Source organism: Acinetobacter sp. R933-2 (assembly GCF_030325485.1).
GTDB lineage: Bacteria > Pseudomonadota > Gammaproteobacteria > Pseudomonadales > Moraxellaceae > Acinetobacter > Acinetobacter sichuanensis.
This window is the reverse complement of the sequence record NZ_JACAIJ010000030.1, coordinates 1-11,937: the sequence shown is the minus strand read 5'-3', so window position 1 is coordinate 11,937 and position 11,937 is coordinate 1. Positions and strand designations below refer to the sequence as shown.

Sequence of the window (11,937 nt, the reverse complement as noted above, 5' to 3'; positions counted from 1 at the left end):
GTCCTTTTTATTTCAAATAGTTAAAAAATTTCACACATTCCCAAAAACAGCAAAAAGCCGACTAGGAAACAAGTCGGTTTTTTATTGAACAGATTTGTCACTTTCAGCCAATAAAATTGACCAAAAAAACTCTATTCAACTTGAGTGATACAATTATGTGATACATTATTGTATATACAAATTTGAATGTTTTTTATGGAACTGTATTTCGAATGGGATGAGGCGAAGAACCAAAAGAATCAGAAAAAACATGATGTATCTTTTGAAACGGCAAGCCTTGTTTTCGATGATCCTTTAAGGATCTCAATCCAAGATCGACATACCAATGGTGAGGAGCGTTGGCAAACTATTGGTATGGTTAAAGGCGTACTGATGTTATTAGTGGCTCATACCATCTTTGATGAAGATGACTGTGAAATCATAAGAATCATTAGTGCAAGGCAAGTCACCAAAGCGGAGCGAAATCAATATGAGCATGGTTAGATATACACGCAAAGAACTGAATGAAAACTTCAGTGACAAGCAAGATGCTGAAATTAAACGCTTGCTTGCAAAGGGAACTGTACCAGATGAACAATTAGACTTATCTGATATTCCCGAAATTACCGACTGGAGCAATGCTGTTCGCCATGAGCAATTTTATCGTCCAGTGAAGCAACAAACCTCTGTTCGTCTTGATGCTGATGTACTGGCATGGTTAAAAGCACAAGGAAAAGGCTATCAGACACGCATGAATAAAATTCTGCGTGAAGCAATGTTAAAAGATTTAAAAAATCACCCATAAAAGTGGGAGCAATAAGCTCCCACTTTTCTATTCTTATAAAAATTAATTTATTATTAAGATAGATAATAATGTTTAATTCAGTAATTATTTATAAATTTTTCCTTAAACATAGGTGTTAATAATTTATTTCCATATTCATTTAAATGGTCTCCATCAAAATAAATAGATCTTTCATTAAAAACAGAAATACATTCATTATTTTTACATAAAATATTAGTTGGATCTAAAACTTTTCCATTACATTTATTGGCACTTTCAGTAATAATTTCTCTTATTTTTCCAGTCCTATTTAAATAGCTTTCATATGAAATTGATGTTTTTTCATTACTATTGTAAATATTATTTTTAATTACTCTTTGAGGAGCATTAAAACCAAGCTCAGGAATAGGCTGTATAACATACAGTCTATTGCTTGTAGAAATTTCACATAAAGTTTTTTCTAAATTTTTTTCAAATGAAATTAGCCTATTTTTTTGAGAAATTTCTGGATTATTTTCAAAATATACTAATGGTTTTGGCCCATCAATAGGCATTCTATCTGGGTCATTTTCACCAATTAAATAAGTTGCATATCTTGCCACCAAAATAACAGGAATGTTTTTATATTTGTGAGATTTAATAAGATCTAATCGCTTTCTATTAATATTTGGGCATAATGATTTTTTATCATAATATTCCATGTTATATATCAAAGGACATAATGATGTAGATAATATAACAACTCCTTCTGATTCTAAATTAAATAAAGGTGTAATAGAAGTTATCAAAGAATTAGCATGACTATCACCTATAATAATAGCTTTAATATTAGAAGGATTACCGATGGTACATTCATATAACTCTTGTTTATCGCACTTATAAGGATTTGAGTTCCTTTTATCCTGTTCAACAACTTGCACAATTTCTGAAAATCGTGAAGCTATTCCATCAGATTTCTTTATAGTGTAACCACATGCAAAAATCACTAAAAAAATGTATAAAGGCTTAACTTTGTATATATCTTTCCAAGATATATATCTAAAAAAATTAATTTTTTCAATAAATTGATAACTTAAAAACCCAAGTGCTATTGAAATTGGAATTCCATACATCCACCAATTTTTAAGTTCAAAATAAAATCCAAAAACAACCAAAGGCCAATGCCATACATAAATAGAATAAGACCATTTCCCTATATAATTAAAAGCGGGGTTATTGATGATGAGGTTATTTTGGAAGTTACTTACAATAATTAAATATGCACCAAGTACAGGTATTAGTGCCATATAACCAGGCCATAATGTATCTTTTGACATTAATAAATATGAAACAAGAATAAATATAATGCCTAACAATTGAATTGTAACTTGCTTAATTTTCTTTCGAATATGCCAGGGATATAGGAAAGCCAATCCACCTAGTAGCATCTCCCAGGCTCGGCTTGTTAGTAAGAAATAAGCAGTTTTACTATCTTTGTAGGTTGCATAAACACAGTAGATAAAACTTGCTAGAAATAAACCTATAACAACACGTTTTAGATTGTTAAGGCTTAAATATTTTTTAAGAGCAATAATTATTATTGGAAAGAAAATATAGAATTGCCATTCAACAGATAAAGACCAAGTGTGAAGAAGCCACTTAGTATGCTCTGCAGTATCAAAATAACCTCCACCTTTTGAAAATAAAAGGTTTGAGGTAAATAAAGAACTTTTTTCAATTTGTATTCCTAAATCACGATAGTCACTAGGAATTAAGTAAAACCAACCGAATATAATTAAAACAACTGACATGGCTGCTAGTACTGGAACAATTCGATTTGCCCGAGCACTATAAAATTTAAATAAATTAAAGTTATTATTTTCTACGCCATTAAAAATAATTGATGTCATTAAAAAACCAGAGATGACAAAAAAAACATCCACTCCAGCAAATCCACCAGGCAACCATTGTGAATTAAAGTGAAAAATAACAACAGCAAGAACGGCTATAGCTCGTAGTCCGTTAATATCGTATCTAAATTGCATGTAAAAGAAGTGATGGAAGTCTGAAGTTAGCGTATTTTATAGGTTAATTAGATCTAAGTCAGAATTAATAGTTATCTTTAACATTCCCTAAAATTAACATAATACGCCTTATGCGAAATCTTAAAATTTAGTCATGCTTTTTAGTCATGACTAAATTTTACATCCTCATCCCATAATCCCGATCATTGTCTTGATCCTTTTGATTTTCCTTTGCCTTTTCTCGTTCTTGTTGCTGTTGATACGCTCTTAATTGCGCCACGGCATTTAAAAACTCCTGCGCCTTTTTAAAATTCTCATTTAAATCAGGATGATTCTTTTCAATATGTCGAATTACAACCTCACGCCCGAAACGCTCATCAGATACAAGCCGTGACCGTTTTTCAGTCTTGGTATGCTCATGCAAGGCACCAATGTCTTGATGCTGTCGAACCAACTGTTCACGCTGTTCTTCCCACGCAGTACGACCAAACAACATCGGCTTATTCTGATCCAAATTCTCAACTTGCTGACGAATCCCGGCACCTTGCTCCTTATACTTTTTCAACTCCTGCTTAATGGTCTGATCCACATATTGAATCCGGTATTTTTCAAACAACTGCTGATATTCGGCAGTCGTTTGTTTCGCTTCCTCTATTTTCTGATCCACAATTTCTTGTTTTTGTGCGTGGGTTAAAGGCTTTGGCTGCTCTTGTTGCTGTTCCCGATCCAACCTTGCCAAATGTTGTGGTAAATACTCAAGGTGCTGATCCAAAGATTGATTGGCTTCCCGATACGCCAATAAAAAATCTTTTGAGGTCTGTTTCTGACTATCAATCCATCCCAAATGCTTTTCAGGGCTTCGATCAATACCTTGATCAGCAAGACTACGATGATCCACCCGGTCTGCATGTCCATATTCGGCTAAAAAGGCATTCTGTAGATCTGCAAAGCGTTCTCTTAACTCAACCAATTCAGTTTTACGCTGTTCCGCACTCTTAGCAGTATTGGACTTCTGACAACCGCCACGTTCAGGATGCTTGCTGTTATAGCGTTTAAAAAATTGATCTGCACCTCGATCTATCCCATCCTGTATCCGTTCACTAAACATAATATGGGCATGCGGTTGTTCACCCTCTTCAATACTGGCTTTGGGATTATGAATCGCCCAAGTATAGGCATGCTGATCCCCTAATTCCTGTTCAACAAAAACCTGAACCAGATCCTGCCGCTGCTTAGGTGTAAGTTCCCTCGGCAAAGCAATTTCAATCTCGCGATAGGTTGCACCATTTTTTCTTTCAAACTCATCGGCACATTGCCAAAACAAATTTGGGTTGCCCTGCGCCCATTTGGGCATATTGCCATGTTCAACCGCTTCCAGTTTTTCTTGATGCTTGACCTTGTATTCACCCTCACGCTCAATATATTCAGCATGTGCCAATGCCTTGCCTTTGCCACCCACTTTGACGGATAAGTGATAACTTGCCATGTTCGCTTTTGCCTGTGCCTGTGCTTGTGCTGTTGGGAGTACAGAGGGTGAAACCCTTTGTCGCGCTTAGGTTTCTTGACAAAGTCAGAAACTACTAAGTGCGCATTCTGAATTTTAGCACGCTTTCAAATCCATGCTACACTCAAATCAAGATGCACGCTTATGATGGTATTTGTATGACAAGCAAAACTGAATTACCCAATGGACACTTACAATTCTTAAAGGCACTGTCGCGCCCCACCGACTACCAAAAACTCCTCATTGAACTCTATGAAAAAACCGAGCGCAGTCCCATCGAAGAAAAAAAACTGCATGCCCTAATCCGCACCGAAAAAGCCAATATCCGAGCCAACAAAGCCAAAAAGGATATGCAGCACTTACTCAATGCTGAGAACAAAAAACAACAAGCACAGCAACGCAAAGACCGAACCAAACGCTTGATTGAACTGGGTGCATTATTCGATATTGCCCATCTCGGACACCATGACCCTGCCACATTGGTCGGCATGCTGAATAACATCAGCACTGCAATCGCACCAGACAGCGATAAATGGACGAATTGGCACAAACAAGGGGTTTCTATCCTCCACGAACGAAAACAGGCTAAAAACGCAAAACAAGCGCAATCAGAGGATCAAAATCACTGATCTCAACAAAATAGATCCATTTAAAACACAATGCAGTTTTTCAAAATACCCAAACAAGATCATTTTAAAGGGAGTGGATTTGTACACCTGATCCACTCAATTAATCTAAGACATCAAGATAAGTAACTGTAACCTATAAAAATATGGAATGAATCTTTAATCATTAAGCGAGTGTCTACGAGCGACACAAAGAAAAGTCGAGCCTAGACTCTCTGAAAAACTGCTTTTTAGGGCTGTATAGCCTAAAAAAGCATAAATTACATGTTTAAACTGACTTCTAGATCGAGCGAAGCGAGCAAAAAGCTTGATGAGCGAAGCGAATTCATTATGCTTTTGCCTTTGCTTTTGCTCTTTTTAACTTCACGAAAACATGAACTAAAAAATTGCTCCAAGAATCGAGCGAAAGCGAGATTCAATAGAGTTTGAGCGTAGCGAAAACATAGGGCAATTTTTAATGTTTGATGTTTTTATTAAAATTTAAAGTTTTTAATGAGCTTTTGTCTGATCTGAAAGCCTTATATAGCAAGGTTTATATGATGTATATAGCACCGTTTATCGACCTATATAGCACCGTTTATCGACCTATATAGCACCGTTTATCGACCTATATAGCACCGTTTATCGACCTATTGACACCATCATTAGATAATGGTTTTATAACACTATAAAAATATGGTGGTGCTATATGAAAGAAATAGTAGTAAAAGATAATGCCCTCATCAATGCTAGTTATAATCTTGACCTTGTTGAACAACGATTAATTCTTCTAGCAATAATTGAAGCAAGAGAAACAGGTAAAGGAATCAATGCTAATGATGCTTTAGATGTACATGCTTCAAGTTATATACATCACTTTAATGTAGAAAAACACACAGCATATTCTGTTTTAAAACAAGCTGCTGATGATCTTTTTGAACGTAGATTTAGTTATCAATTCACTAATGAAAATGGTAATACTGAGTATGTTAAATCAAGATGGGTTAGTGAAATTAGATATGTGGAAAATGAAGCTCTTATTAAATTAATTTTTGCTCCATCAGTTGTGCCGTTAATTACCCGTTTAGAGAAACATTTCACCAGTTATGAATTAAAACAAGTAAGCCAATTATCTAGTAGATATGCTGTACGTTTATATGAATTACTTATTGCTTGGCGTAGTACAGGAAAAACACCTTTATTTAATTTAGAACATTTCAGAAATCAATTAGGTATTGCTGATGATGAATATAAACGTATGGAGCTTTTTAAAAGACGAGTTTTAGATGTAGCTGTAGCCCAAATTAATGAGTTTACAGATGTTACTGTTGAATATGAGCAGCATAAAAAAGGGAGATCTATTGCAGGATTTAGTTTTAGTTTCAAACAAAAGCAAAAACCTAAAAAATTAGATACTAAAAAGCTAGAGTTATCAGAAAAACAGTTGGATTTATTCTCAACAAAGTTAGCTCATGATCCTGTATTTGCAGGTAGATTTAGTGCTGTTGGAGAAACCTATAATGAATTTGCTAGTCGAATTAAAACACAGCTAAAAAACCCTAGTAATGTGGAAAAATACTCTGCCTATTTAGACAAACTAGGATTGAAAATCTAATCTATAATATGTCTATTAGACAGCCGATTAGGCGTAAAGTTTTTACAAGTTTAGGCATGGTTTTACATAATGAAAAGTCTTTCTGTTTTAGAGTTATCTAAGCTATATGGAGTAAATAGACAAACTATTTACAATCATATAAATAAAGGAATATTAAGTAAAAATTCAGAAAATAAAATTGACTTTTCAGAAGCAATCAGAGTATTTGGAGAGCCTAATAAAAAACAGAATGTAAAAGAATCTGTAAAAATAGACAGTCCTGTTTCGACAGAACTTTTACTACTTAGGCAACAAATAGACATATTAAAAAATCAACTATCTGATGCCAAAGAACGTGAATCATTTTATCAAAACCAAATAGAAACAATGCAACGCTTATTAGAAGCTCCTAAAGACTCTGATATAGCACCATTTATCGACCCAAATTCAAAGGATAAAGAGCCACTAGACCAAAATGAAACAGCACATAATAAAGATATAAATATATCTAATACTAATAGACCTCCAGATCCTAACTATGACGTTTTGACTACTCAAAAATATCTAGGGGAAAAGCCTAAAAGAAGAGGGTTATTAGGGCGTTTAGCAAAAGCCGTTTTTGATAATTGATTATTCACTGTAGCTAATGAAAATCGTGGAACAACGGTTAGGAAGTAAGCGTGGAACGTGAAGAATCCATAAAAAAGCCCAACTTGTTCAAGTTAGGCTTTTTTATGGATTGCAATATACTGATTTAAATCAAGTTATGTATTGCATTTCGCATAAGGCGTATTATGTTAATTTTAGGATAAGTTAACTAGCTTCATCAAAATTCTTATCTATTATCTGGTTATTACTTTTTAGATTTTTCGACATTTTATTCCTGATAATGACATCACTGTTAATGATATGATCCCCCCCAATTATCTTATTATTTTGTTCATCTTTCTTTTTCAGTGTAACCCTTACACTTAAAGCAAATAAAGCAACTAACGTAGCCAAAAGGGCTATTAATGTTGGTACAACAATACCTGTTAAAAATTTGTCATTAGCTATATGTGATAAATTTGGCATCCTTTGGGTAACCGTTGTTAAGAACGTAAATACTGCTACCAATACAGCAAGTGTTAATGACATCGTGTGGATCACATCATTTTTAGTATCAAGTCTTATTCTTTGCTCTTCAAGAATCTGTAATTTTTGTTCTCTTGGTAGCTCTTCTTTTAGTAAAGGGTTTAGTAAATCACAGAAACTTGCTTTAGATTCTACAGGAATGAAACTAGAGTCCATTACTTCTTTTATTAACTCTTCAGCCAATTCTTTGTTCGTATAGATATCATTAATATCAACAGAATATTTTCGAGCAGTGGCAGATCTTAACGCTGTTAATACATCTAAATTTGGTAAATTTCTTTGAGAAATTCCTGATCTGAGTGAATAAATTAATTCTCGATTAACAGACAGTACTTTTTGTATGTATGCTTGTGTCTGCTTACTTTTAAAAAGATAATTTGTTATAAACCAAACAAGGAAACCACTAATAGAACCTCCAACAATACCAATAAACCAATTGTTGTTAATAATTTCTAGCATGAAAATACTTTTAATAAAGATAATTAATTTCAGTACTTTGCCAAAAAAATAAAATAAATACTAGAATGGATTAAAAATTTTTATTTAACAAAAAGCTCTTATGCGCCCCCTTTCAATATTTGAATTTTCCACTAAACCACTATCCATTTAACATAATGGCGATTATACGAATTGAATTTTTCTTCATCTAGGAATATAGTGTGATTAACAATGTTAATCACAGGAGCTTAACATGGCTTCAAATGCACTAGTAACTACTCGCATTAATGAAAACATTAAGCATGAAGCAACAGAAGTTCTTGCAACAATGGGCTTAACTGTCTCAGATGCAGTTCGCTTGTTGTTAACCAAAGTCGCGAAAGAAAAGACCCTGCCTTTTGAAATTTGGCAACCCAGTGCTGAAACCATTGCTGCAATGGAAGAAGATCTAAGCAAAGCAAAGAGCTTCACTTCTGTAAAAGATTTGATGGCTGATCTAAATGCGGACGATTAAGTACACATCAGCATTTAAGAAAGACTATAAGCGTGAGAAAAAAGGGCAGCATCGAAATACAGTAGATGCTGAACTACAAACTGTTTTAGAGTTATTGCAAGCTGATGAAACCTTACCTGAAAAGTATCGTGACCATGCTTTGGTCAGTAATTGGGTAGGTCATCGTGACTGCCATATCAAACCAGATCTTGTTTTGATTTATAAAAAGACAGAGGAAGGAGAACTACTAATTTTGAAATTAGTTCGGTTAGGTAGTCATAGTGAATTAGCGATTTGAGTTACCTGATTTTCAATCAGGAAAATTTAAAAATTATCTTCAAAAATGGGAGCTTAGCTCCCATTTTTAGTCTTTAATGCGCTTTTTCGCTTCGTCATAAATTATGCTGTCATCTCGTTTCCCAACGGTGATAAGCAAGATAACTACCTGATCATCTTTGACTTGATAAACTAGTTGGCTCCTGCCTTTAATAATTTAATTTTATAGCAGCCTGAGAGATCACCTCTGAGCATATTCTTGGGAATATGTGGCTGTTCTATGATCTTGGTAAGGTTTTTCTTAAATTGATTTCTTATAGTACTAGGAAGCTTTTCCCATTCAGTTGTGAAGTCCTTATGACGTAAAAACTTATAAGTCATCTAAAGTAATTTTCTCGAACATTTCTTTAGGATCATTAATACGTTTACGAACAATCGCTAATAGCTCGGTATCCTCTTCTGAGAGTAAGGCTTTTTGTACAGGGAGTTTCCCTGTCGCTGCAATGTATTCAAGGACATTTGTAAAAAACTCAGTAGGTGTAATACCTTGTTCTCTAAGAACTGAATAAGATTTTTCTTTAAGGGCCTCATCGACCCTGAAATTAACAGTAGCCATTACTTTTCCCATTGATTGAATGTATGGAAATATTGTAATGCAAATTGCATTACACGGCTAGTTAGTATAATCGTTATTACATTAAATAAGTACAATTAGAAATAATCTAGTAATTTTTAAAAATTAAGTATCGTTTTATATAAACTAATACTTTAACATGCTAATTTTATTAGAGAAGTTGAATTAAATATGCAACAAAATACCACGGAAATCCAGTGTAATAATTGTTCTCAAAAATTGAGAATACCCTATGATAGAGGTAATCTAAAAGTCACATGTCCAAATTGTAAGACAAGCGGTATTTGGAGAGAAAATAGTAAATCTCATTCTTCTGATTTATTAAAAAAAATTATTACATCAAAAATAAATAACATTAGAAACTACACACCTAAAGTTGGTGTTTTTGGTGTAACAGGTGTAGGAAAATCTTCTTTATGTAATGCACTTTTTGGTCAAGATGTGGCTCCAGTCAGTGATGTAGCTGCGTGTACTAGAGAGCCAAAAGAAATATTTATAGGTAATGGAGGAGTAGGAATTAAGTTAATTGATGTCCCTGGCGTTGGTGAAACCATTGAACGTGATAAAGAATATTTTGAGCTATATAGAAAATTAGCACCAGAATTAGATTTAATTCTTTGGGTAATAAAAGCCGATGATCGTGCATATGCATCTGCTGAAAAGGCATATAGAGAGATTCTTTGTCCTAATTTAAAGAATTGTCCTGTCCTCTTTGTAATTAATCAGGTTGATAAACTAAACCCATTGAAAGATTGGGATTTAGAAAATAATAAACCGGGTGTAGATAAACAAAAAAATATTGATAAAAAAGTTGAAGAAGTTAGTAAAGCATTCAATGTATCCAAAGACTATATTGAGACTGTTTCTGTTGAAGAAAAATATAATTTAGTAAAGTTAATGGATGCAATAGTTGAAATCTTACCCAATGAAAAAAAGTATTCATTTGTAAGGGAAGCAAAGGAAGATGTAAAAAATGATGATATTAAACAAAAAGCAGAAAAAGGAATATGGGATTCTGTGAAAAAAATTGCAGGTGAAACTTGGGATTCTGTAAAAGATGTAGCAGTTGAAATTTTAACTGCTACAGCATTAGGTGTGATGAAAAAGTTTTGGGAAAAGGGGAAAAAAGGAAAGCTTTTTTGAGCCTGTAAATAGTTTTAATTTTTATACTTTTTTAACATCAAAGCCTAGACCAGAGTCTAGGCTTTGTGTGCTGTTTGCATAATTGGTATTATGTTAATTTTAGGAATATTAAATAAATTTTATTCACCTAGATCAGGTATAAATATTTTCCTCAAAGGAATTAAGGCTCTATATTGCGGGCTGAAACTGTCGTAATACCGATAAATTAAATTAATTATTTCTTTTCCATCAATTAATCTTAACTTAGATTTGTTTGTAGCCTTGTTTCTAGCTTGAATGGTATAACTACCTAAGTTAACAAATAAGGCATATTCTTCATCACCTAGTGTTCCAAGGAGTTGATTTATTTCTGGTAATCCATTAGATGTTAAGATTTTTTTACATTGTACTTTTATTATTGGGGGTTCAAAACCAAGTATGTCTTTATGGGCAATAATATCAACTCCACCATCCCCTGATTTCTGAGTAATTCTTGCTACATACCCCATGCATTCTAATAAGTGAGCTACAAATTCTTCAAATTGGTATCCATTTAAATTTTGATGTAATTTTCTGATAATAAAATCTTCTGTAGAAGTCTTAGTCGTTTCAGTAATTGCTTTAGTAGCAACTTCATCATCCGGGTTTTCATCTGATTCTTCTTCTAGATTGGGTAATAAATCAATATTTTCTTGTTCAAGATTAATTAATCCAAGAGATCCTAATATTTCATTTGCAGTATGAGGCTTAATTGCAAAAATACTAATAAAAGCACCTAGCTCATTTAATGTGGCTTGACTGAAACTATTTCTGGGAATTCCGTTTGGAGTAATCCACTCAACTTCTCTTCTATTTTTATAGTCATCATCTTCTAAATTACTTTGATACTCATAGTTACCCTTAATTATACCCACATAAATCATACGGTCTGTTTTTGATGGATAAATAACATAGTCATCTATTTGCATTTCATAAGTAAATCTAAAAAGGGGACTAGATTGTGCTCTTACAGATGCATCTGTTGCATTAGGTTGGTTCTCTTTTAAAGCAGCCTTAAACGAATCTCTATTAGGTGGTAATTTAGATAAATCCCCCAGTTCTGACCAACCAATTCCTATATAATTTTGTTCTATAGGTGTTAATCCTACTGATCGATCTATATGAATTCCCCAAATATTTTTATGCATTTCAGTAATCTCTCTAGCTTATTAAAATAGAGGAAAGATTAAATTATTTATCTAGTAAAGGCACGCCTATTTAACATAATAGAGGTTATGCGAAACGCTTCATTTAAGTCCTTTTTATTTCAAATAGTTAAAAAATTTCACACATTCCCAAAAACAGCAAAAAGCCGACTAGGAAACAAGTCGG

General features: G+C 33.4%; 13 protein-coding genes and 1 pseudogene. 8 read left to right on the top strand and 6 right to left on the bottom strand.

Annotation, left to right across the window (positions count from 1 at the left end; all coding sequences use genetic code 11):
- The first annotated feature begins 195 nt into the window (after positions 1 to 195).
- Together HX005_RS19030 and HX005_RS19025 are read left to right on the top strand one after the other, a co-directional pair.
- Positions 196 to 483: a BrnT family toxin gene (locus HX005_RS19030; RefSeq protein ID WP_180124507.1), complete on the top strand. Its 288-nt coding sequence runs from the start codon at positions 196 to 198 to the stop codon at positions 481 to 483.
- A complete protein-coding gene (locus HX005_RS19025) occupies positions 470 to 784 on the top strand; it encodes a BrnA antitoxin family protein (protein WP_286378544.1) in 315 nt (104 codons plus the stop codon). The genes HX005_RS19030 and HX005_RS19025 overlap by 14 nt, the downstream gene beginning before the upstream one ends.
- Positions 785 to 861: 77 nt before the next feature.
- Here the strand turns inward: HX005_RS19025 and HX005_RS19020 are convergent, their stop codons facing one another.
- Both HX005_RS19020 and HX005_RS19015 read right to left on the bottom strand, forming a co-directional pair.
- Positions 862 to 2,787, bottom strand: coding sequence for an acyltransferase family protein (locus HX005_RS19020; protein ID WP_286378543.1), 1,926 nt, complete (start codon positions 2,785 to 2,787; stop codon positions 862 to 864).
- A gap of 157 nt (positions 2,788 to 2,944) precedes the next feature.
- Positions 2,945 to 4,252: a MobA/MobL family protein gene (locus HX005_RS19015; RefSeq protein WP_286378542.1), complete on the bottom strand. Its 1,308-nt coding sequence runs from the start codon at positions 4,250 to 4,252 to the stop codon at positions 2,945 to 2,947.
- Positions 4,253 to 4,428: 176 nt separating this feature from the next.
- On the opposite strand from HX005_RS19015, the gene HX005_RS19010 reads away from it, so the two are divergent.
- The 3 genes from HX005_RS19010 to HX005_RS19000 all read left to right on the top strand — a co-directional run bounded on the left by HX005_RS19010 (position 4,429) and on the right by HX005_RS19000 (position 7,099).
- Positions 4,429 to 4,899: a conjugal transfer protein TraD gene (locus tag HX005_RS19010; protein ID WP_286378541.1), complete on the top strand. Its 471-nt coding sequence runs from the start codon at positions 4,429 to 4,431 to the stop codon at positions 4,897 to 4,899.
- Positions 4,900 to 5,584: 685 nt separating this feature from the next.
- Positions 5,585 to 6,490 carry a replication initiation protein RepM gene (repM, locus tag HX005_RS19005; RefSeq protein ID WP_286378540.1) on the top strand — a complete coding sequence of 302 codons (906 nt, stop codon included), beginning with the start codon at positions 5,585 to 5,587 and terminating at the stop codon, positions 6,488 to 6,490.
- Positions 6,491 to 6,559: 69 nt separating this feature from the next.
- Entirely contained in the window at positions 6,560 to 7,099 is a 540-nt protein-coding gene (locus tag HX005_RS19000; protein ID WP_286378539.1) for a plasmid replication DNA-binding protein, read from the top strand.
- Positions 7,100 to 7,282: 183 nt separating this feature from the next.
- Here the strand turns inward: HX005_RS19000 and HX005_RS18995 are convergent, their stop codons facing one another.
- Positions 7,283 to 8,062 carry a DUF2189 domain-containing protein gene (locus HX005_RS18995; RefSeq protein WP_286378538.1) on the bottom strand — a complete coding sequence of 260 codons (780 nt, stop codon included), beginning with the start codon at positions 8,060 to 8,062 and terminating at the stop codon, positions 7,283 to 7,285.
- Positions 8,063 to 8,294: 232 nt separating this feature from the next.
- Between HX005_RS18995 and HX005_RS18990 the strand changes: the two genes are divergently transcribed.
- Together HX005_RS18990 and HX005_RS18985 are read left to right on the top strand one after the other, a co-directional pair.
- Complete coding sequence (locus HX005_RS18990; RefSeq protein ID WP_286378537.1) at positions 8,295 to 8,555, top strand: type II toxin-antitoxin system RelB/DinJ family antitoxin; 261 nt, start codon at positions 8,295 to 8,297, stop codon at positions 8,553 to 8,555.
- Complete coding sequence (locus tag HX005_RS18985) at positions 8,542 to 8,832, top strand: type II toxin-antitoxin system YafQ family toxin (protein ID WP_005265046.1); 291 nt, start codon at positions 8,542 to 8,544, stop codon at positions 8,830 to 8,832. Before HX005_RS18990 ends, HX005_RS18985 begins: the two co-directional genes overlap by 14 nt.
- Before the next feature lie 66 nt (positions 8,833 to 8,898).
- Here the strand turns inward: HX005_RS18985 and HX005_RS18980 are convergent.
- Both HX005_RS18980 and HX005_RS18975 read right to left on the bottom strand, forming a co-directional pair.
- A pseudogene (locus HX005_RS18980) lies at positions 8,899 to 9,191 on the bottom strand (type II toxin-antitoxin system RelE family toxin).
- Positions 9,181 to 9,426, bottom strand: coding sequence for a type II toxin-antitoxin system RelB/DinJ family antitoxin (locus tag HX005_RS18975; RefSeq protein WP_286378536.1), 246 nt, complete (start codon positions 9,424 to 9,426; stop codon positions 9,181 to 9,183). Before HX005_RS18975 ends, HX005_RS18980 begins: the two are co-directional and overlap by 11 nt.
- Positions 9,427 to 9,615: 189 nt before the next feature.
- On the opposite strand from HX005_RS18975, the gene HX005_RS18970 reads away from it, so the two are divergent.
- Positions 9,616 to 10,587 (top strand): GTPase family protein, encoded by a 972-nt coding sequence (locus HX005_RS18970; RefSeq protein WP_286378535.1) that lies wholly within the window; start codon positions 9,616 to 9,618, stop codon positions 10,585 to 10,587.
- Positions 10,588 to 10,706: 119 nt separating this feature from the next.
- Here the strand turns inward: HX005_RS18970 and HX005_RS18965 are convergent, their stop codons facing one another.
- On the bottom strand, positions 10,707 to 11,753 hold the full coding sequence (locus HX005_RS18965; protein WP_286378534.1) for a restriction endonuclease: 1,047 nt from the start codon (positions 11,751 to 11,753) through the stop codon (positions 10,707 to 10,709).
- Positions 11,754 to 11,937: the final 184 nt, after the last annotated feature.

What these genes read in the sequence shown, in the direction of transcription:
- HX005_RS19010 (WP_286378541.1), top strand. Translation starts at nt 4,429, where the DNA reads ATGACAAGCAAAACTGAATTACCCAATGGACACTTACAATTCTTAAAG.
- repM (WP_286378540.1), top strand. Translation starts at nt 5,585, where the DNA reads ATGAAAGAAATAGTAGTAAAAGATAATGCCCTCATCAATGCTAGTTAT.
- HX005_RS19030 (WP_180124507.1), top strand. Translation starts at nt 196, where the DNA reads ATGGAACTGTATTTCGAATGGGATGAGGCGAAGAACCAAAAGAATCAG.
- HX005_RS18985 (WP_005265046.1), top strand. Translation starts at nt 8,542, where the DNA reads ATGCGGACGATTAAGTACACATCAGCATTTAAGAAAGACTATAAGCGT.
- HX005_RS18990 (WP_286378537.1), top strand. Translation starts at nt 8,295, where the DNA reads ATGGCTTCAAATGCACTAGTAACTACTCGCATTAATGAAAACATTAAG.
- HX005_RS19020 (WP_286378543.1), bottom strand. Translation starts at nt 2,787, where the DNA reads ATGCAATTTAGATACGATATTAACGGACTACGAGCTATAGCCGTTCTT.
- HX005_RS19025 (WP_286378544.1), top strand. Translation starts at nt 470, where the DNA reads ATGAGCATGGTTAGATATACACGCAAAGAACTGAATGAAAACTTCAGT.
- HX005_RS19000 (WP_286378539.1), top strand. Translation starts at nt 6,560, where the DNA reads ATGAAAAGTCTTTCTGTTTTAGAGTTATCTAAGCTATATGGAGTAAAT.
- HX005_RS18970 (WP_286378535.1), top strand. Translation starts at nt 9,616, where the DNA reads ATGCAACAAAATACCACGGAAATCCAGTGTAATAATTGTTCTCAAAAA.
- HX005_RS18975 (WP_286378536.1), bottom strand. Translation starts at nt 9,426, where the DNA reads ATGGCTACTGTTAATTTCAGGGTCGATGAGGCCCTTAAAGAAAAATCT.
- HX005_RS18995 (WP_286378538.1), bottom strand. Translation starts at nt 8,062, where the DNA reads ATGCTAGAAATTATTAACAACAATTGGTTTATTGGTATTGTTGGAGGT.
- HX005_RS18965 (WP_286378534.1), bottom strand. Translation starts at nt 11,753, where the DNA reads ATGCATAAAAATATTTGGGGAATTCATATAGATCGATCAGTAGGATTA.
- HX005_RS19015 (WP_286378542.1), bottom strand. Translation starts at nt 4,252, where the DNA reads ATGGCAAGTTATCACTTATCCGTCAAAGTGGGTGGCAAAGGCAAGGCA.